Annotated in this window: 18 protein-coding genes; 8 read left to right on the plus strand and 10 right to left on the minus strand. The window is 61.4% G+C overall.

Annotated features, from left to right (window positions below):
- The first annotated feature begins 123 nt into the window (after positions 1-123).
- The 3 genes from HBR94_RS11855 to fecA all read left to right on the plus strand — a co-directional run bounded on the left by HBR94_RS11855 (position 124) and on the right by fecA (position 3,989).
- Positions 124-612, plus strand: coding sequence for a sigma-70 family RNA polymerase sigma factor (locus HBR94_RS11855; RefSeq protein WP_170044844.1), 489 nt, complete (start codon positions 124-126; stop codon positions 610-612).
- Entirely contained in the window at positions 609-1,553 is a 945-nt protein-coding gene (locus HBR94_RS11860; RefSeq protein ID WP_115127454.1) for a FecR family protein, read from the plus strand. Before HBR94_RS11855 ends, HBR94_RS11860 begins: the two co-directional genes overlap by 4 nt.
- 90 nt (positions 1,554-1,643) lie before the next feature.
- Positions 1,644-3,989 (plus strand): TonB-dependent Fe(3+) dicitrate receptor FecA, encoded by a 2,346-nt coding sequence (gene fecA / locus HBR94_RS11865; protein ID WP_170044845.1) that lies wholly within the window; start codon positions 1,644-1,646, stop codon positions 3,987-3,989.
- A 122-nt stretch (positions 3,990-4,111) separates the two neighbouring features.
- Here the strand turns inward: fecA and HBR94_RS11870 are convergent, their stop codons facing one another.
- Positions 4,112-4,519, minus strand: coding sequence for an HPF/RaiA family ribosome-associated protein (locus tag HBR94_RS11870; RefSeq protein WP_057437847.1), 408 nt, complete (start codon positions 4,517-4,519; stop codon positions 4,112-4,114).
- Between the two features lie 212 nt (positions 4,520-4,731).
- Positions 4,732-5,679, minus strand: coding sequence for a LysR substrate-binding domain-containing protein (locus HBR94_RS11875; RefSeq protein WP_057437845.1), 948 nt, complete (start codon positions 5,677-5,679; stop codon positions 4,732-4,734).
- Positions 5,680-5,817: 138 nt separating this feature from the next.
- Between HBR94_RS11875 and HBR94_RS11880 the strand changes: the two genes are divergently transcribed.
- The 3 genes from HBR94_RS11880 (at position 5,818) to HBR94_RS11890 (ending at position 9,131) form a co-directional block, all read left to right on the plus strand.
- The gene (locus HBR94_RS11880; protein WP_170044846.1) at positions 5,818-7,194 is read left to right on the plus strand and encodes an L-serine ammonia-lyase; all 1,377 of its coding nucleotides are present in this window, start codon (positions 5,818-5,820) and stop codon (positions 7,192-7,194) included.
- A 60-nt stretch (positions 7,195-7,254) separates the two neighbouring features.
- Positions 7,255-8,544, plus strand: a complete 1,290-nt coding sequence (locus tag HBR94_RS11885; RefSeq protein ID WP_057437841.1) for a serine/threonine transporter — start codon at positions 7,255-7,257, stop codon at positions 8,542-8,544.
- A 269-nt stretch (positions 8,545-8,813) separates the two neighbouring features.
- A complete protein-coding gene (locus HBR94_RS11890) occupies positions 8,814-9,131 on the plus strand; it encodes a DUF3509 domain-containing protein (RefSeq protein WP_057444533.1) in 318 nt (105 codons plus the stop codon).
- Position 9,132: 1 nt separating this feature from the next.
- Here HBR94_RS11890 and HBR94_RS11895 read toward each other — a convergent pair whose 3' ends face one another.
- From HBR94_RS11895 to HBR94_RS11900, 3 genes are all read right to left on the minus strand, one after another.
- Positions 9,133-9,582 carry a phosphate-starvation-inducible PsiE family protein gene (locus HBR94_RS11895; RefSeq protein WP_032857668.1) on the minus strand — a complete coding sequence of 150 codons (450 nt, stop codon included), beginning with the start codon at positions 9,580-9,582 and terminating at the stop codon, positions 9,133-9,135.
- A gap of 160 nt (positions 9,583-9,742) precedes the next feature.
- The gene (locus HBR94_RS28655; protein ID WP_346342840.1) at positions 9,743-9,931 is read right to left on the minus strand and encodes an antitoxin; all 189 of its coding nucleotides are present in this window, start codon (positions 9,929-9,931) and stop codon (positions 9,743-9,745) included.
- Positions 9,932-9,997: 66 nt separating this feature from the next.
- Positions 9,998-10,327, minus strand: a complete 330-nt coding sequence (locus tag HBR94_RS11900) for a DUF6124 family protein (protein ID WP_164844828.1) — start codon at positions 10,325-10,327, stop codon at positions 9,998-10,000.
- Between the two features lie 430 nt (positions 10,328-10,757).
- On the opposite strand from HBR94_RS11900, the gene HBR94_RS11905 reads away from it, so the two are divergent.
- On the plus strand, positions 10,758-11,018 hold the full coding sequence (locus HBR94_RS11905) for a YebG family protein (protein WP_003188807.1): 261 nt from the start codon (positions 10,758-10,760) through the stop codon (positions 11,016-11,018).
- 32 nt (positions 11,019-11,050) lie between these two features.
- Here the strand turns inward: HBR94_RS11905 and HBR94_RS11910 are convergent, their stop codons facing one another.
- A complete protein-coding gene (locus HBR94_RS11910) occupies positions 11,051-12,091 on the minus strand; it encodes a Glu/Leu/Phe/Val dehydrogenase dimerization domain-containing protein (RefSeq protein WP_057958339.1) in 1,041 nt (346 codons plus the stop codon).
- A gap of 185 nt (positions 12,092-12,276) precedes the next feature.
- Between HBR94_RS11910 and HBR94_RS11915 the strand changes: the two genes are divergently transcribed.
- The gene (locus HBR94_RS11915; protein ID WP_170044847.1) at positions 12,277-13,080 is read left to right on the plus strand and encodes a tetratricopeptide repeat protein; all 804 of its coding nucleotides are present in this window, start codon (positions 12,277-12,279) and stop codon (positions 13,078-13,080) included.
- A gap of 77 nt (positions 13,081-13,157) precedes the next feature.
- Here the strand turns inward: HBR94_RS11915 and HBR94_RS11920 are convergent, their stop codons facing one another.
- The 4 genes from HBR94_RS11920 to hmgA all read right to left on the minus strand — a co-directional run bounded on the left by HBR94_RS11920 (position 13,158) and on the right by hmgA (position 17,823).
- Positions 13,158-14,513, minus strand: a complete 1,356-nt coding sequence (locus HBR94_RS11920; protein WP_057437836.1) for an aromatic acid/H+ symport family MFS transporter — start codon at positions 14,511-14,513, stop codon at positions 13,158-13,160.
- 67 nt (positions 14,514-14,580) lie between these two features.
- Positions 14,581-15,225, minus strand: coding sequence for a maleylacetoacetate isomerase (maiA, locus tag HBR94_RS11925; RefSeq protein ID WP_169990151.1), 645 nt, complete (start codon positions 15,223-15,225; stop codon positions 14,581-14,583).
- Positions 15,226-15,237: 12 nt separating this feature from the next.
- The gene (gene fahA / locus HBR94_RS11930; protein ID WP_170044848.1) at positions 15,238-16,536 is read right to left on the minus strand and encodes a fumarylacetoacetase; all 1,299 of its coding nucleotides are present in this window, start codon (positions 16,534-16,536) and stop codon (positions 15,238-15,240) included.
- Between the two features lie 3 nt (positions 16,537-16,539).
- On the minus strand, positions 16,540-17,823 hold the full coding sequence (gene hmgA, locus HBR94_RS11935) for a homogentisate 1,2-dioxygenase (protein ID WP_170044849.1): 1,284 nt from the start codon (positions 17,821-17,823) through the stop codon (positions 16,540-16,542).
- Positions 17,824-17,882: the final 59 nt, after the last annotated feature.

Genomic DNA, 17,882 nt, shown 5'->3' on the forward strand with positions numbered 1-17,882 from the left:
GGTTTTGTGTCGGCTTTAAAACGGCTATCGGTCCCGTGCTGATTGCCGAATGCCGCCTGGCTACTCTACAATGCGAACAATTCTCGTTATCTAAAGCATGCAGATGCTGCCGGAGTGTTCGCGTTGCGGCCGTCCAATACCGTCGAAGTCCTGTATCACGACCATCACCACTGGCTGACCGGCTGGTTGCGACGCAAGCTCGGCTGCCCGCACAGCGCCGCCGACCTGGCCCAGGACACGTTTATCCGGGTGTTGAGCGCCCGCGAAACCCCGACGCTGATCGAGCCCCGCGCCTTCCTCACCACCATCGCCAAGCGCGTGCTGTTCAACCACTACCGCCGCCAGGACCTGGAGCGCGCCTACCTCGACGCCCTGGTGCAAATGCCTGAACTTGCTGCGCCATCAGAAGAAGAGCGGGCGATCATCCTGCAAACCCTGATGGAGCTGGACCAGTTGCTCGACGGTTTGCCCGTACTGGTCAAACGCGCCTTCCTGCTGGCCCAGCTCGATGGCCTGACCTACGCGCAAATCGCTGCCGAACTGGGGATTTCCATCGCCACCGTCAAACGTCATCTGAACAAAGCGGCCATGCGCTGCTATTTCGCCCTATGAACCCCACCACACACTTCTCGACCCAGGTCGCCGAACAGGCGGTGCAATGGCTGATGCAAATGCAGCAAGGCCCGCTCAACCCGCGCCAACAGGCCAAATGGCAACACTGGCTGGAGGCCCACAGCGAGCATCAACGGGCGTGGGAGCATATTCAGCGGGTCAACCAACGCCTGCGCGGCATGCCCTCGCCCCTGGCCCATGCGGCGTTGAACGCACCGCAATCCAGCAGCCGGCGCCAGGCCCTGAAACTGCTGCTGATCCTCGGCGTCGGCTCGGCGGCTACGTGGGGCTTGCGCCAGCAGCACTTGATCCCGCCGTTGACCGCCGACTATCGCAGCCCCCTCGGCCAGCGCCGCAAGGTACAACTGGCCGACGGCAGCCAGCTGCAACTCAATACTGCCAGTGCGGTGGATGTGCAATTCGATGGCCCACAGCGCCTGATCCGCCTGCTCGAAGGCGAGATATTGCTGCGCACCAGCACCCCGTTGCAGATCATCACCGGCCAGGGCGTCGTCAGCACCCAGGCGGCACAGGTGAATGTGCGTCAGTTCAACGATCACACCCAGATCGCGGTGCTGGATGGCCAGGTGGAGATTGCACCCAGGTCCTACAGCGGCCTGCCCCTGCCCCTGGAAAAATCCCACCAGGTCAACCTCACCCGCAAAGGTTGGGATACCCCGCGCCTCACCGATGCCAACACGGGTGCCTGGGCCGACGGCATGCTGGTGGCATCGCACATGCGCCTGGCAGATTTCCTCGAGGAGCTGAGCCGTTATCGCCGCGGCCAATTGCAGTGTGATCCGCAGGTGGCCAACCTGCTGATCTCCGGCAGCTACCCGCTGGACGACAGCGAGCGCATCCTCGACCTGCTGCAAATCAGCCTGCCAGTCAAAGTGCGGCGGTTTACCCGCTATTGGGTCAGCGTCGAAGCCCGCGCCTGAATTATTTTCGACACCCGTGAGCCGTTTTCCGTACCTCGCGTGACAGAGAGGGAAAGCCACCCTGTTTCCCACCTCTGAGGAACGTTCTTCATGCCCCAGCAACCGACTCGCCTGACGCCACTCGCCCGTACGCTGCGCCACTTGCTGCTGGGCGCCAGCCTCAGTTTCAGCGCCCTGCCTTACGCCCTGGCGGCCGAGGCCAAGCCTTATCACATCGCCCCGGCGTCTCTGGAAGCGGCATTGAATCAATTTGGGCGTGAGGCTGGCGTGCTGATTTCGTTTGGCTCCGAAGTGACTGCCGGCGCGCAAAGCCAGGGCCTGCAGGGCAACTACACCACCGAGCAAGGTTTGAACGCATTGCTCAAGGGCACCGGCCTGCAAGCCCGCGCCGAAGGTGACAATGCCTATAGCCTGCAACCCCTGAACGCGCCGGCCCCGCTGGAGCTGGGCACCTCCAATGTGGTGGGCGACTGGCTCGGCGATGCGGCGCAGATCAATGTGTTCGAACACCCCGGCGCCCGCGATGTGATCCGTCGTGAAGAATTCGAGCGCCAGGGCGCAACCCAGGCCCGTGACGTGCTCAACCGTATTCCCGGGGTCAACGCGCCGGAAAACAACGGCACCGGCAGCCACGACATGGCGTTGAACTTCGGCATTCGCGGGCTCAACCCGCGCCTGGCGTCGCGCTCGACGGTATTGATGGACGGCATTCCGGTGCCTTTCGCGCCGTATGGCCAGCCGCAGCTGTCGTTCGCGCCCATCAGCATGGGCAACATGGATGCCGTGGACGTGGTGCGCGGCGGTGGCGCGGTACGCTACGGGCCGCAGAACGTCGGCGGCGTGGTCAACTTCGTGACCCGGGCAATTCCCGATGCACCGATGGTCAAGGGCGGCCTGCAGACCGAGACCAGCCCGTCTTCCAGCCACGATGGCTTCAAGACCACCGGCAACCTGCTGGCCGGCGGCACCGCCGACAATGGCCTGGGCGGCGCGCTGCTGTATTCCGGCACCCGCGGCGGTGACTGGCGTGAACACAGCGACACCCAAATCGACGACCTGATCCTCAAGGGCCACTACCAGCTGGACGAAGCCAACAGCTTCAATGCCATGGCCCAGTACTACGAGGGTCAGGCCGATATGCCCGGTGGCTTGAGCACGGCGGCCTACAAGGCCGACCCGTATCAATCCACCCGGCCCTACGACAAGTTCTGGGGCCGCCGTACGATGTTCAACGTAGGCTATCGCTACCAGGAAGATCGCCGGGAATTCACCGTCAACAGCTTCTTTACCAAGACCTTGCGCAGCGGTTATCTGGACCAGGGCAGCTTCCTTTCGCTGTCGCCGCGCGAATATTGGGTACGCGGCCTGGAAACCCGCCTGGCCCAAGGCTTCGACCTCGGCCCGAGCAGCCACGAGGTGGGCGTGGGCTACCGCTACATCAACGAGGCCGGGCATGAATTGCGCTACCGCACGCCGATCAGCGCCAACCAGCAACTGCCCAACACCGACAGCCGCAACGACCGCGACACCCGGGGTGGCACCGAAGCCAACGCGTTCTTTATCGACGACCGAATCGATATCGGCAAATGGACCGTGACCCCGGGCATTCGCTACGAGATGATCAAGTCCCAGCAGACCAACAACCTGACCGACGTCAAATACAAGGGTGACTACAACACCGCCCTGCCGGCGTTGAACGTGCTGTATCACCTGACTGACGACTGGAACCTGTATGCCAACACCGAAGGTTCCTTTGGCAGCGTGCAGTACAGCCAGATGCCCAACCGTGTGAGCAGCGGTGCGGTCAAGCCAGAAAAGGCCCGCACCTGGGAAGTCGGCACGCGCTACGACAATGGCGCGCTGCGCGCAGAAATCGGCGCGTTCCTGATCAACTTCGACAACCAGTACGAAAGCAACCAGACCAACGACTCGGTGATCGCCCGGGGCGAAACGCGGCACCAGGGTATCGAGTCCAGCGTCAATTACGCCCTCGACGGCTTGAGCCCGGCGCTGGCTGGCTTTGATGTGTACGCCAGCTACGCCTATGTCGATGCAACCATCCGCGAAGACGGCCCGAACAAAGGCAACCGCGTGCCCTTCTCGTCCAAGCACAAAGGCACCCTGGGCGTGGGCTACACCGAAGGCCAATGGAAGTTGAACCTGGACAGCACCTACCAGAGCAGCCAATTCGCCGATAACGCCAACACCCAGGCCGAACGCGTGGATGGCAGCAATGGGCGCATCCCCGGCTACATGCTGTTCAGCAGCCGCGCGGCATACGACTTCGGCCCGCAGTTGTCGGATCTGAATGTGGCGGTGGGGGTGAAAAACATATTCAACACCCAGTACTTCACCCGTTCGTTTGACGATAACAACAAAGGCAAATACGTGGGAGAACCGCGCACCGTGTATGTGCAGACCTCAGTCGCGTTCTGACGGGCCGGCAAAGATCCTGAATACACTGCTGGCCAGCTCCGACATTTGATACCTATCAGCCACAAAAAAACGGGCCTGCATCTGCAGGCCCGTTTTTTATGGGGTTGAAAAACAGTCAGCAATCAGCTGTTAAGCGCAGCCTGTTCGTTTTCCAGGAATTCCTCTTCAAGCCCGGCTTCATCGACTTGGTTGTTGGGCGTGCGTTTCTCTGCACGCGGCTTGCCTTGCAGTCTGCCGAACAGATGCTCCAGCGCGTTATCCAGCTTGGTGGCCGCCCCGTCGATCGCTTGTTCCAGGGTGTCGGCTTTATGGATGACCGAAATCGGTTGATGGCCCTTTGGCCGCGCTTCCAGGCGGCAACTCAAATCATGGGGGCCCGGCTTGTCGCCGTTCTCATCCCGCAGGTAGACCTCGACGCGGGTCAGGTCTTCTTCATAACGTTCGAGCGTGCTCTCAATGGTAGTACGTACCCACTCCTCCAGTCGGATGCTGCTTTCAATATGGTTGTCGCTGTTGACTTGGATTTGCATAGTGTTTCCCTTATTTCAGCTAGCTCGCCAGAGATCACAACTGCAACACCGATGCGGTGAAACCATGACCTCTTAACTACACAATTGAGCACCTGAAGGAACAATTCAACCCCTATGCAAAGATAAATCCTACATTACAAATTAAGCCTGACAGCCGCTCAAAGCGCTGTTATCGTCGGGAGTTGGGTATCCCCACCTACCTGCGTAATTCCTCACAATTGACCCTCTCCCAAGGGGTGCAATCCGCGAAAAATCCCCGCCTCTTCCACCAGCCAGTCATGCACCGCACGTACGCCGGGATGGTTCAGTGCGCCTGGCGCATACAGCAGCACGTAGCGCTTGTGATTCGGTACCGCAAGGCCGAATGGCACGATCAGGGTGCCGCGCTCCAATTCGTCATTGAGCAAGGTGCGCCGGGCAATCGCCACGCCCATGCCGGCAATCGCCGCCTCGATGGTCAGGTGGTTGCGGTTAAAGGTGTGCCCACGTCGCACGTCGGCGTCGGGATAGCCGATCGCATTCAGGTAAAACTCCCACTCGGCGTATTCATAACTCCCACGCCAGGCAGTGATGTCGTGCAACAGCGGGAAGTGGGCCAGGTCGGCCGGACCGTGCAACGGCGGCCGCCCGCGCAACAGGCTTGGCGCGCACACCGGAAATATCTGCTCGTCGAGCAAGGCTGTGGATAACAAACCGGGATAACTGCCGTCGTTGAGGTCGATGGCCAGGTCAAAGTCGCCTTCGTGCAAGGCAATGCTGCTGTCCTCGGCCACCAACCGTAACTGGATATCCGGGAAACGCTGCTGCAAACGCGGCAAACGCGGCGTCAACCATTTGCCCAGAAAGGACGGAATCGAGCGCAGCCGCAGGGTGCCGCTGATCATCCCCGCATCCAGGCGCTGCAACTCGGCATCAATGCTGCCGTAGGCCTCGCTTACCGTGGTCGCCAGCCGCTGCCCTTCGGCACTCAACTCCACGCCACGCGCCCGGCGATGGAACAGGCGAAAGCCCAGACGCTCCTCCAGTTGGCGAATCTGCTGGCTGACCGCCCCAGGGGTGATGTGCAGTTCTTCGGCGCAACGGGTAAAGGATAAATGCCGTGCAGCGCAGGCAAATACGTGCAACCAGACATAGGTCTGGGCATGCAGGGGGCGAGCCATAGAGTTTAGTCCTGCTAAAGGGTGTCTTAGGATAATTCGTTGGTCAGTGCCGATCTAGAGGCTCAGTATCGCGCCTCTTCCGCTTGTCCTACAAAACATGGCAGCGATTTCCTACTCCATAGCTTGTAAGGCTTTAGCATGGCTATCAGCGTTTTTGATCTATTCAAGGTGGGCATCGGCCCATCCAGCTCCCATACCGTGGGCCCTATGCGGGCTGCGGCAACCTTCGCCCAGTCCCTCACCGACCAACAATTGCTGGAGCACACCCAACGCGTGGAAGTGCGCCTGTACGGCTCGCTGTCTGCCACCGGCGTGGGCCACGCCACCGATCGCGCGTGCGTGATGGGGTTGATGGGCGAATGGCCAGATCGGGTTGACCCCACCTCGATCGGGCCGCGTATCCAGCAGTTGCGCGAATCCTCCAGGTTGATGCTCGCAGGCCAAAAAGAAATTGCCTTCAGCTGGCAGCACGATCTCCTGCTGCTGGAGGAAAGCCTGCCCTACCACCCCAACGCCATGTCCCTGCATGCCTACGGGGCAAACGGCCTGTTGAGCGAACAGACCTACTACTCGGTGGGCGGTGGTTTCATCATCGAGGCGGCCGAGGCCGAGTCGGGTATTGCTCCCACCAGCGATGTAGAGCTGCCCTACGACTTTTCCAGCGCCGTAGAACTGCTGGCCCTGTGCAACAAGCATGGCCTGCGGGTTTCTGAATTGATGATGGCCAACGAACGCGCCTGGCGTAGCGATGAAGAAATCCGTAGTGGCCTGCTGCACATCTGGTCGGTAATGCGCGAGTGCGTCGAGCAAGGCCTGCGTGATGAAGGCATCTTGCCCGGCGGCCTGGATGTGCCGCGCCGCGCCGCAAAACTGCACCGCAGCCTGCTGGAAATCGGCAAACCGAATGTGATCACCTCGACCTTGTCGGCCATGGAGTGGGTCAACCTGTTCGCCCTCGCCGTCAACGAAGAAAACGCCGCCGGTGGGCGCATGGTCACCGCACCGACCAACGGCGCGGCCGGGATCATTCCGGCAGTGCTGCACTACTACATGAAGTTCAATGCTGATGCGTCCGACGATGATGTAGTCAACTTCTTCCTGGCCGCAGCCGCCGTCGGCATCCTGTGCAAGAAAAACGCCTCGATCTCCGGCGCTGAAGTCGGCTGCCAGGGCGAAGTCGGTTCGGCCTGCGCCATGGCCGCTGCGGGCCTGGCGGATATTCTCGGCGCCACCCCCGAGCAACTGGAAAACGCCGCCGAAATCGGCCTGGAGCACAACCTCGGCCTGACCTGCGACCCCGTCGGCGGCCTGGTCCAGGTGCCCTGCATCGAGCGCAACGCCATCGCCGCCGTCAAAGCCATCAACGCCACACAAATGGCCCTGCGTGGCGACGGCAAACACTTCATTTCCCTCGACCGGGTGATCCGCACCATGCGCGATACCGGCGCCGATATGCATGACAAATATAAAGAAACTTCACGGGGCGGCCTGGCGGTCAGCTGGGTGGAGTGCTGAGGAGCACTGCTACCTGCCCCCTACGTGAGCCCGCGCAAAAATAATAATGAGGCAATAACGATGACCGATGTACGTACACCTGCTGCCGAAAATCCCGCTGCTGTCACGCAAACCGTAACGACCGGCTGGAGCAAGCACGACACCACCTGGATGCTGGGCCTCTACGGTACCGCCATCGGTGCTGGCACTCTGTTTCTACCGATCAACGCCGGGGTCGGCGGCTTCTGGCCGCTGATCGTACTGGCGCTGCTGGCCTTCCCCATGACCTTCTTCGCCCACCGTGGGCTGACGCGCTTTGTGCTGTCGGGCAAATCCGGCGACATCACTGACGTGGTGGAAGAACATTTCGGCGTCGGCGCCGGCAAGCTGATCACCCTGCTGTACTTCTTCGCCATCTTCCCGATCCTGCTGGTGTACAGCGTCGCGCTGACCAACACCCTCGGCAGTTTCATGGAACACCAACTGCACATGACTGCGCCGCCACGGGCGATCCTGTCCCTGGTGCTGATCCTCGGCCTGATGGCCATTGTGCGATGCGGCCAGGGCGTGATCGTCAAGGCCATGAGCGTGCTGGTCTACCCGTTCGTCGCCGCCTTGCTGCTGTTGGCCGTAAGCCTGATCCCCAACTGGAACGGCGCGTTCTTCGCCTCCGCCAGCGAGGGCATGCCCCTGCCGGTGTTCTTCAAGACCCTGTGGCTGGCGATTCCGGTGATGGTGTTTTCGTTTAACCATTCGCCGATCATCTCGGCCTTTGCGGTGGACCAGAAACGCGTGTACGGCGCCCAAGCCGAACGCAAGAGCAGCGGCATCCTGGCCACGGCCCACGGCATGATGGTGCTGACGGTGATGTTCTTCTGCTTCAGTTGCGTACTGGCGCTGTCACCGGCTGATCTTGCCGCCGCCAAGGCGCAGAACATTTCGATCCTGTCCTACCTGGCCAACCACTTCCAGACCCCGGTCATCGCCTACGCGGCGCCGTTGATCGCGCTGGTGGCCATCACCAAATCCTTCCTCGGCCACTACATCGGCGCCAGCGAAGGCTTCCAGGGCCTGATCGTCAAAACCCTGCGCGGGCGCAACCGCACCTTGTCGGCGCGCTGGCTGGAACGCTGCACCGCGGTGTTCATGATCCTCAGTTGCTGGGCCGTGGCCACGTTCAACCCAAGCATCCTGGGCATGATCGAAACCCTCGGCGGGCCGATCATCGCGTGCTTGCTGTTCCTGATGCCGATGTACGCAATCCGCCGCGTGCCATCGCTGCGCCAGTATTCGGGCCAGGTGTCGAATGTGTTTGTGGTGTTGGTGGGGCTGATTGCGCTGTCGGCGGTCATTTTCTCGCTGGTGCCCTGAAACAGCTCACTGCACAGATCAACCTGCGGGAGCGGGCTTGCCCGCGATAGCGCTGCATCAGTCACTGAATGGTTGGCTGATCCACCGCAATCGCGGGCAAGCCCGCTCCCACAGGGGCAGTTCGTCGTCAGAAAGATAGCTGTACGGCACGCCCCTTGCTGTACACCCACTGAAGGAAAACGGAGCTTGCGACCGGTGGTCAGGCAACACGAACCAATCGCCATACCGGTCGTCAATCAGTGCATGTTCTTCTCAGGCGGTAACGCACCATGGACAATCCTTTTCAACTGATCACCGACACGTTCGCCCCCCAATACCGGGTCAACCTGAGCATCCAGCGCCTGGACGGCAGCATCATGCTGACCCTCTCCGATGACAGCGGCGTGGTCGCCAAACGCATGATCAGCGCCGAACAGCGCAACGACCCGCAACGGCTCAAACGCCTGGTGCAAAGTGTGCAATTCGGCATTGCCATTGAACAAGGGCACAGCGCCATGGAGATTTTGGCAGTGATGACCGACGGCGACAGTCACAAACTGCTGCAGCGCCCGCCGAGCAACCGGCCGCCCATCGCGGCCGGGCTCTGACTCAGGATTCGGACTTTTCCTTGACCGATGGGTAGCGCGACGAAGCAAAACGCACCACCAGGATGGCGAACGCCAACAACAGAATCCCGCCACACAAGTAAATGATGCCCAGGTCCGGGGCATTGTGGTGGGACACGTCGCCGATCAGCAGGCGGGTCAACGCCGTGATCGCCACGTAGAGCAGGAAGCGGATCGGCATGTGGTTGGTCTTGAAGTAGATCCCCACCATGGCGCCCAGCTCCAGGTAGATAAACAGCAACAGGATGTCATCAACGCTGATGCCGCCTTTTTGCAACATGTCGATAAAGGTCATTATTGCCGCATAGGCGGTGATTGCACCGATACCAAAAAGCGCCAGATAGTGAAACGCCTCCACTGCCAGGTTGCCCAGGGAATCTGCATTCGCGTGCAGGCTTTTGCGCACTTTGTCGGCCCACTTCATTTCTGTCATTGCTCACCACCACTGTTTAAAAAATAACCAACCCGGCCAATACCTGCGTCGTGCCTCACGGCTGATCGGATAATGCCCGTTCGGCGTGACGATAGTTAGGCATGCAGAAAAAAGGCCAGGGATTGCAGAGTGAGATGATGGCGGGTTGATATGAGGCACTTCAATCAATTGAATGTCTTGCGACCTTGGCGTCAATCAGCGCCCGCATTTCTGCCATGACGTGATCATGAGGGACGCCACGGCTTGGATCATCAAGGGCAGCGTTCACCTCGGAACGAAACCAGTGGTCATAACTGGCGGAGGGCTCTTGGGTATCTGCGGGGATATCTGAGGGAAAAGAAGTCTCGATAAAAATTCAAAGCCTATGCCGATTTTGTAGGAGCTGGCTTGCCAGCTCCTGTGTATTGGGATCGGCCTATGCCACCTGCTCTAGCGCGCGGTCAACCAGTAAACCACCCATCTCCACCAACTGGTGAATTGCCAACAGCAAGCTGCGCTGTGAGCCATCAAGATCAAAAGCCAGTGTGCTTGCCATTTCACGGGCGCTATTCAAGGTTTCGCTGGCGTTGACCAGTAAGGTTTGCGTATCAGCCCGAGGCGTTACGCTGAAAAGCGTCGCGGGGGGCTCCGGAGCAGGTTGAAGCGATTCAGACCGCAAGTAGTGATCAATGGCCCGATTGGCAGCCGCTTGCAGCCGAGCGTCATTGCGTGAGTTGTCTGGGGGGTTGGGGGAGTTCTTTTTCATGGCGTATCTCTTCTTGATCGAATGGAGATCCACCGCCGTCTGCCGCCAAGCAGATTGGGTGACGGATTGCACAAGGTTGGCGGACCGGTAAGAAGAAACCCAGCACCCCGAAGGGTCCCTGCGCAACCCGCCATGACATAGGAAAGCAGGCGTTAAAACGCCAGCAATCTTGTTGGGGGGTCGTTGCGCTATCTTCTACCGGGCCGCCAAGCCCACTCGCTGCATACGCAGCGCCCGAGGAAGGTAAGCCACCGGACAAATCCAGCGCAACCCCGGCAAGTTGTCAGAAATTTCCGTTGTAGCAAACCCCCATTTCCCAACTACATTAAAAAGCTGCTACCCAAACCCCATGGATTGGCTTATCCTTTTAGCTGTATATAAATACAGTAGTCGCAATAGACAACTATCGTGAAGGCATGTGAGGTGGTGAATGGCCGTCGAAGTGGTATACCGCAGCAGCCGAGATCTGGAGCGTTTGTTCATGGATAAAGCCGAAGCTGACCGTCATGACAAGATGCTTGAACTCGCTGAGTTGCTCGCAGAAGTGTTGCAAAAAGCCGTGCCGTCCCTGAGCGAGCAGCAGGTGGAAGAAGCCGGGATCTACATGGCGAAGAATCGCGATGTGTTTGCCAAGGCGTTCAAGAGCCAGCCGGATGCGTTGTCCGAGTTGCTGAACCCGGCGGCGGAATAAAGCCCGAATTGAACAGGCCCTGAATCGTTGATTCAGGGCCTTTTTAATAAGGGCTCGGCGTACAGCAGGCGCTCGGCCAGTTCATCGGCCACCCGCGCAGGTGAGCGTTTTTCGGCCTGGGCGTGGCCGAAGATTTCGGTCAGGCGGGTGCCGATGTTGGACAGGTGCGCGGTGATGGTCGCCAGGTCCGCGCCGTTGTGCTTGAGGGCGACATAGATCAGGCCGCCGGAGTTGATCACGTAGTCCGGTGCGTAGAGGATGCCACGCGCCTCCAATTGGTCGGCCACTTGCAGGTGGGTCAGTTGCGCGCTGGCGGAGCCGGCCACGGCGGCGCAACGCAGTTGGGCGACGCTCTGGCGGTTGAGGACGGCGCCCAGGCCGCACGGCGCGAGAATGTCGCACGGGGTGCTGAGCAAGGCTTCGTTGGCAATCGGGTGGGCGCCCAGTTGCTCCATGGCCAGTTGCACTTTGCCAGGGTCGATATCGCTCACCAGCAATTCGGCGCCAGCGGCGTGCAGTTGTTCGGCCAGGGCGTAGCCGACGTTGCCCAGGCCCTGGATTGCCACACGCAGGCCTTCCAGGTTGTCGCTGCCCAGGCGGGCCATGGCGGCGGTGCGGATGCCGGCGAATACGCCCATGGCCGCATGGGGTGACGGGTCGCCGGCGGCGGTGGTGCTGGTGACAAAGCGCGTGTGCTGGGCGATGCAGTCCATGTCGGCCACAGAGGTGCCGCTGTCGATGGCGGTGATATAGCGGCCATCGAGCTGCTCAATACACCGGCCGAAAGCCTCGAACAGCGCGGCGCGGCTTTCCACATGGGCCGGGCGGATGATCACCGCGTTGCCACCGCCCACCGGCAGACCGGCCAGCGCGGCCTTGTAACTCATGCCTTGGGCCAGGCGCGCGGCATCGGCCACGGCGCTTTCATCGTCGGGGTAGGCCAGGTAGCGACAGCCACCCAGGGCCGGCCCCAAGCGACTGCTGTGGATGGCAATGACCGCCTTCAACCCGGTCACCGGGTCAACGCTCAGGTGCAGGGATTCAAGGCGGGTGCTGTGCATGAGAGCAAACATCGTCAAGCTCCCGAATCACTTCTTGTAGTCGCCAAGTATAGGCTGCCGGGAAAAGGTTGCCGGAGCGTGCAGGAATAAGCAGCCCGTAATTACAGGCTTTGCGACATATCCAGGTAGGCCGGTTCTCAAGAAGCTGGACGAAAGTTCTTGGCAAGGCTAAAACGGGACATCCGACGGAGAATGCAATGAATCCCCGCCAAGCCTTTTTCGAATGCCTGCACCGCTCGCCTCCGGCGCTGTTTGAGGCCGCGTTATGGATCGCTGCCGAGCACGACCCTGCCGTGGACTCGCAGGCGATCCTGGCTGACTTCACGGTGCTGCAACAGCAAGTCAGCCTCGGCATGCCGCTGCTGCCGGCCGATGAACTGGGCCAGCCGTTGCTGCGGATAATGAATGACCTGGGGTTCGCCCAGGATGACTTCACCCCCTTGCGCCCCGCCGCCGCCCTGTTGGACAAGGTGTTGCAGCGCCGCCGTGGACAACCCCTGGCCCTGGGCCTGATCGCCCTGGAGTTGGCGCGGCGCCTGGAGATCCCTATGGTGGGGGTCAATTTTCCGGGGCACTTCCTGCTGCGGGTAAGCGGTGCCGATCATTTGCTCGACCCCTGCGGCGGGCGGCGGCTGTACCCCAACGACTGCCGCGAACTGCTGCAACGCCAGTACGGCCCCAATCTCAAGCTGCAAGCCGAACACCTGCGCAGCGCCGAGCCGCGACTGATCCTGCAGCGGCTGTCGCGCAACCTGCGGCAACTGCACCTGACCAATGACCATCACCTCGCGGCGCTGATCGACGCCGAGCGCGTGCTGGAGCTGGGCGACGCCAGCGCCGCCGACTATCTGGCGCGGGCCAGTCTGTACAAGCACCTGGATTGCCCGAATGCCGAGCGCTTCGATCTTGAGCATGCGCTGTTGCTCAGTGAAGACCCGGTGCAGCGGCTGCGCCTGACGGAGCGGCTGGGGCATTTGCCGCCTGGGGCGGTGGTGCATTGACGGAGACCTTGAACCGCGCCGCCCCCATCGCAGCCTCGCTGGGGCTCGACAGCTCCCACAAGTAAGGGGGTTGCCCCTCAGGATTCAAGCGGGTGCTGAAGGATCTCAACCGGCGCCTTGGCCTCGGGCGAGCGCACCTGAATGATCAACAACGCGGCGATCACCGCCGGAATCGCGCAGAAGAAGAAAATCTGCTGCACCGGCACGTGCATCGCCAGCAGCATGCTGCCAAACAACGGCCCCAGGATCGAACCAAACCGCCCGACACCCAGTGCCCAGCCGGTGCCCGTGGCACGTACATGGGCCGGGTAGAAGTTGCTGGCAAATGCATTGAGGGTCAACTGGCCGCCGATGATGCAAAAGCCCGCCGCAAACACAAACGCCACCAGGTAACGCGGGTTGTCATGGTTGAGCCCCAGCAGAATCGTGCACACCGCCGCTGCCGCCAATACACCGGAAAGCAGGCGTACTTTGCTTTTCAGGCGGTCGGCAAACCAGGCCATGCCAATCGCGCCCAGGGTGCCGGCGAACAGGAACATCGAGGTCACTAGGTTGGCTTTGTTCAAGGCCATGCCACTTTCCAGCAGCAGTGACGGCAACCAACTGATCATGAAATACAGCAGGATCAGGCTGACAAAAAAGGTCGACCAGATCAGCAGCGTCGGCCGTGCATAGCCATTGCGAAACAACTCCACGACAGTCAGCTTGCTGCCCTGCTCCTGGCGATTCTGTTCTTCGCTGGCCGCCGGTGCCTGCCAACCGGGCAGCATGCGCGCCGTGACTTTCTGCAGGCGCGTATAGGGCGGTGCATCGCGCAACAAACGCGGCAAGGATTCAGGCAGCAGCCATACCAGAAAGGGAAACAGCAGCAACGGCGTCACGCCACCGGCAAGGAACACCGCCTGCCAGCCAAAGCTGTCGATAAACCCCGCCGCGACAAAACCGCCTGCTGCCCCGCCGAACGAGAACCCGCAGGCCGCCAGCGTCACCATCAACGTGCGCATACGCGGTGGCGAATATTCCGACATCAAGGCCATGGCGCTGGGCATCGCGCCGCCCATGCCAATGCCGCAGATAAAGCGCGCGGCCATCAGGGTATTCAGGGAGTTGGCGAATACCATCAGCACCGTGAGGCTGGCGTAGATCAGTACGCAGGCGAGCAGGATGCGGCGCACGCCGAAACGGTCGGCCAGGGGCGTCACAGCCAGGGAGCCCAAGGTCAGCCCCAGCAGGTTGGCACTGAACACCGGGCCGAAGGCGGCCTTTTCCAGGCCCCAGTCCTGGGCCAGGGCCGGGACCACGTAACCCAACACCTGGGCGTCGTAACCATCGGTGACCAGCAACAACGCTAACAACAGGAGAATCAACCACTGGTAGCGCGACACCGGACGGGCGTCGAGTGCCGCGCGAAAGCTGGCAATCTGATTGTGCATCGCAAGGACCTTTTTATTTTTATGGGGTATCACTTGTGGGAGCTGGCAAGTCAGCTCCCACATGGATCTAGGGGGTGTCAGGTGTGTCAGGTTGGTTGGAGGGGTGGGCCTGGATGAAGGCGGGGTGTTTGGCCGCCAATGCCGCGACACGCTGGATTCGCGGGTAACCCTCCAGCGCCACCTTGAAGCGCTCTGCCGCATACAACTGCGGGATCAGAAACGCATCCGCCAGCCCTGGCTGGTCACCGAAGCAATAGCCCTGGTCACCGATCAATTGCTCCACGGCGCCCAGGCCCTGGCTGATCCAGTGCCCGATCCACTCCAGCAATTGCGCCTCGTCATGCCCCCACTGACGCAGCAGGTTCTGAGTGCTGGAGTTGTGCAGCGGGTGGATGTCACAACCGATGATCGACGCCACTGCACGCTGATGGGCGCGGGCCGCCAGGTCCTTGGCGAGCAGCGGTACCTGTGGATAACGTTCGTCCAGGTATTCGATGATCGCCAGCGACTGGATCAACAGTTCGCCCTCGTCGGTACGCAACGCCGGGACACGGCCCTGGGGGTTGATCGCCAGGTACTCGGGCTGGCGGTGGGCGCCGCCCTTGGGCACCAGCAGGTTGACCGGCAGCGCGGTAAAGTCCAGGCCCTTGAGCGCCAGGGCGATACGCACCCGATAAGACGCCGTGGAACGATAGTAGGTATAGAGCTCCATCCCCTCGCCCCCTTAGCGCGCGGCGACCACAGTGCCACGGCATTCGCCGAAACCAATGGAGGCAAACCCCTCACGCTGGCAGCGGGCGCGCAGGATGATTTCATCGCCGTCTTCAAGGAACTTGCGCACTTCGCCGGAGGCCAGTTCGATCGGCTTTTTGCCGCCTTCGGTGATTTCCAGCAGGCTGCCGAACTGACCGGCCTCGGGGCCCGACAGGGTGCCCGAACCAAACAGGTCGCCGGCCTGCAGTTGGCAGCCGTTGACGCTGTGGTGCGCGACCATTTGCGCCACGGTCCAGTACATGTGTTGGGTGTTGCTCAGGGTCAGGCGATGGGGCGCCAGGTTCTGCTCGCGCATCGCGGCGGTGGTCAGCAGCACTTCCAGTTCGATATCAAAGCCGCCAGCGGCCTGATCACGGGGGGCCAGCAGGTACGGCAGCGGTTGTGGATCGCCGGCCGGGCGCGCGGGCTGGGCCTTGCGGAACGGTTCCAGGGCTTCGGCCGTGACCACCCAGGGCGAGATGCTGGTGATAAAGCTTTTCGACAGGAACGGCCCCAGTGGCTGGTATTCCCAGGCCTGGATATCGCGGGCCGACCAGTCGTTGAGCAGGCAGAAGCCAGCGATATGCTCGGCGGCATCGCCAATGGCAATCGAGTCGCCCATGGCATTGCCCTGGCCGATCCAGATGCCCAGTTCCAGCTCGTAGTCCAGGCGTGCGCACGGGCCGAAGGTCGGTTCGGTCTGGCCGGCTGGCAGGGTCTGGCCCTTGGGCCGGCGCACCTCGGTGCCGGAGGTACGGATGGTCGAGGCGCGGCCGTGATAACCAATCGGCACGTACTTGTAGTTGGGCAGCAAGGGGTTGTCCGGGCGGAACAGTTTGCCGACGTTCTGCGCGTGTTCGATGCCGACGTAGAAGTCGGTGTAATCGTTGATTTTCGCCGGCAGGTGCATCTGGCAATCGGCGGCCAGTGGCAACACCTGGGCGCCCAGGGCTTGCAGCTGGGCTTGTTGGCTGCTGCCCTCGGCGAGCAGTTCCAGCAGGCGTTCGCGCAGTGCCACCCGTGGGCCGCGGCCCAGTTCGAAGAAGGCGTTCAGTTGGCCGTCCGCCATAGCGTCGATGGCGCGGCGCGCTTCACCGTCAAACAGGTCACGGGCCGCTTGCAGATCAAAAATGTGCTCGCCGATCGCCACGCCACTGCGCGGTGCCGAACCGTTGTGGCTGAAGATGCCCAGGGGCAGGTTCTGCAGGGGGAAATCCGTGTGACCGTTGGCCGAGGCCACCCAACTGCGGGTGAGAGTGGACTGCGTCATGGCTTATCTCCGATTCGGGTTGAAGGTTGCCGGCAGCGTGGCCCAGCAAGCGTCGTAAGTGTTTTGCAATTGCGGGCAATCCAGGGCGAAGCGGGTCGGGCGCAGCACCTGGCTGGTCTCGAACATAAAGGCCATGGTGTTATCAATTTTGTGCGGCGCCAGGTCGACGGCGATGGCCTTGGTGCAGGTCTCGCCATCCGGGCCGTGGGCACTCATGCAACTGTGCAGCGACGCGCCGCCGGGCAGGAAGCCTTCGGCCTTGGCGTCATAGGCACCCTGGATCAGGCCCATGTATTCGTTCATCAGGTTGCGGTGGAACCAGGGTGGACGGAAGGTGTTCTCGGCCACCATCCAGCGCGGCGGGAAGATCACGAAGTCGAGGTTGGCCAGGCCGTGAACGCTGGTGGGCGAGGTCAACACAGTAAAGATCGACGGGTCCGGGTGATCGAAGCTCACCGTGCCGATGGTGTTGAAGCGACGCAGGTCATATTTGTACGGCACGTTATTGCCATGCCAGGCCACCACGTTCAGCGGCGAGTGGTCGAGGGTGCAGCCCCACAGCTCGCCGAGGAACTTCTGCACCAGAGGCGTAGGTTGCGAAAGATGTTCGTAGTGGGCGACCGGGGTCAGGAAGTCCCGGGGGTTGGCCAGGCCATTGCTGCCAATCGGCCCCAGGTCCGGCAGGCGCAGCGGCGCGCCGTGGTTTTCGGCGACGTAGCCGCGAGCCTTGGCATCCAGCAGCTCGATGCGAAATTTCAGGCCCCGTGGCAACACGACGATTTCCAGCGGCTCGACCTCCAGCACCCCCAGTTCGGTGGCGATGCGCAGGCGGCCTTGCTCGGGAACGATCAACAGTTCGCCGTCGGCATTAAAGAACACCCGCTCCATGGAGCAGTTGGCACGGTAGTGATAGATGCTGATGCCGGAGGGTTTCTCGGCGCCGGCGTTGGCCACCATGCCGACCAGGCCGTCGATAAAGTCGGTGGGTTGTGCAGGTATATCCAGCGGGTTCCAGCGCAGGCGGTTGGGCGTGACCTCGCCCAGCGGGCCGCCGGCCAGTTGCCGGTCCAGCTTGATGAATGCCGGGTGATTGGCCGACGGCTGGATGCGATACATCCAGGTGCGCCGGGCTTCGCTGCGCACCATGGTGAACGCGGTGCCGGAGAACAGTTCGGTGTACAGCCCGTAGGGCGCTTTTTGCGGGGAGTTCTGGCCGACCGGCAGTGCACCTGGCAAGGCTTCGCTGGCGAATTCATTGCCAAAGCCCGATTGATAATCGAGGGTCATGGATCGTCCTCAGTAAGGAAGTTGTTTTTATCGTAATCCAGTTACGCATAACGTAATTT

The sequence above is a fragment of the Pseudomonas sp. WS 5412 genome (assembly GCF_012985615.1).
Classification (GTDB): Bacteria; Pseudomonadota; Gammaproteobacteria; order Pseudomonadales; family Pseudomonadaceae; genus Aquipseudomonas; species Aquipseudomonas shahriarae.

Coding starts and splice junctions, on each gene's coding strand:
- HBR94_RS11895 (WP_032857668.1), bottom strand. CDS start 9,582: ATGACAGAAATGAAGTGGGCCGACAAAGTGCGCAAAAGCCTGCACGCG.
- maiA (WP_169990151.1), bottom strand. CDS start 15,225: ATGGAGCTCTATACCTACTATCGTTCCACGGCGTCTTATCGGGTGCGT.
- fecA (WP_170044845.1), top strand. CDS start 1,644: ATGCCCCAGCAACCGACTCGCCTGACGCCACTCGCCCGTACGCTGCGC.
- HBR94_RS11920 (WP_057437836.1), bottom strand. CDS start 14,513: ATGCACAATCAGATTGCCAGCTTTCGCGCGGCACTCGACGCCCGTCCG.
- HBR94_RS11890 (WP_057444533.1), top strand. CDS start 8,814: ATGGACAATCCTTTTCAACTGATCACCGACACGTTCGCCCCCCAATAC.
- hmgA (WP_170044849.1), bottom strand. CDS start 17,823: ATGACCCTCGATTATCAATCGGGCTTTGGCAATGAATTCGCCAGCGAA.
- HBR94_RS11860 (WP_115127454.1), top strand. CDS start 609: ATGAACCCCACCACACACTTCTCGACCCAGGTCGCCGAACAGGCGGTG.
- HBR94_RS11880 (WP_170044846.1), top strand. CDS start 5,818: ATGGCTATCAGCGTTTTTGATCTATTCAAGGTGGGCATCGGCCCATCC.
- fahA (WP_170044848.1), bottom strand. CDS start 16,536: ATGACGCAGTCCACTCTCACCCGCAGTTGGGTGGCCTCGGCCAACGGT.
- HBR94_RS11870 (WP_057437847.1), bottom strand. CDS start 4,519: ATGCAAATCCAAGTCAACAGCGACAACCATATTGAAAGCAGCATCCGA.
- HBR94_RS11915 (WP_170044847.1), top strand. CDS start 12,277: ATGAATCCCCGCCAAGCCTTTTTCGAATGCCTGCACCGCTCGCCTCCG.
- HBR94_RS11885 (WP_057437841.1), top strand. CDS start 7,255: ATGACCGATGTACGTACACCTGCTGCCGAAAATCCCGCTGCTGTCACG.
- HBR94_RS11905 (WP_003188807.1), top strand. CDS start 10,758: ATGGCCGTCGAAGTGGTATACCGCAGCAGCCGAGATCTGGAGCGTTTG.
- HBR94_RS11910 (WP_057958339.1), bottom strand. CDS start 12,091: ATGTTTGCTCTCATGCACAGCACCCGCCTTGAATCCCTGCACCTGAGC.
- HBR94_RS11900 (WP_164844828.1), bottom strand. CDS start 10,327: ATGAAAAAGAACTCCCCCAACCCCCCAGACAACTCACGCAATGACGCT.
- HBR94_RS11875 (WP_057437845.1), bottom strand. CDS start 5,679: ATGGCTCGCCCCCTGCATGCCCAGACCTATGTCTGGTTGCACGTATTT.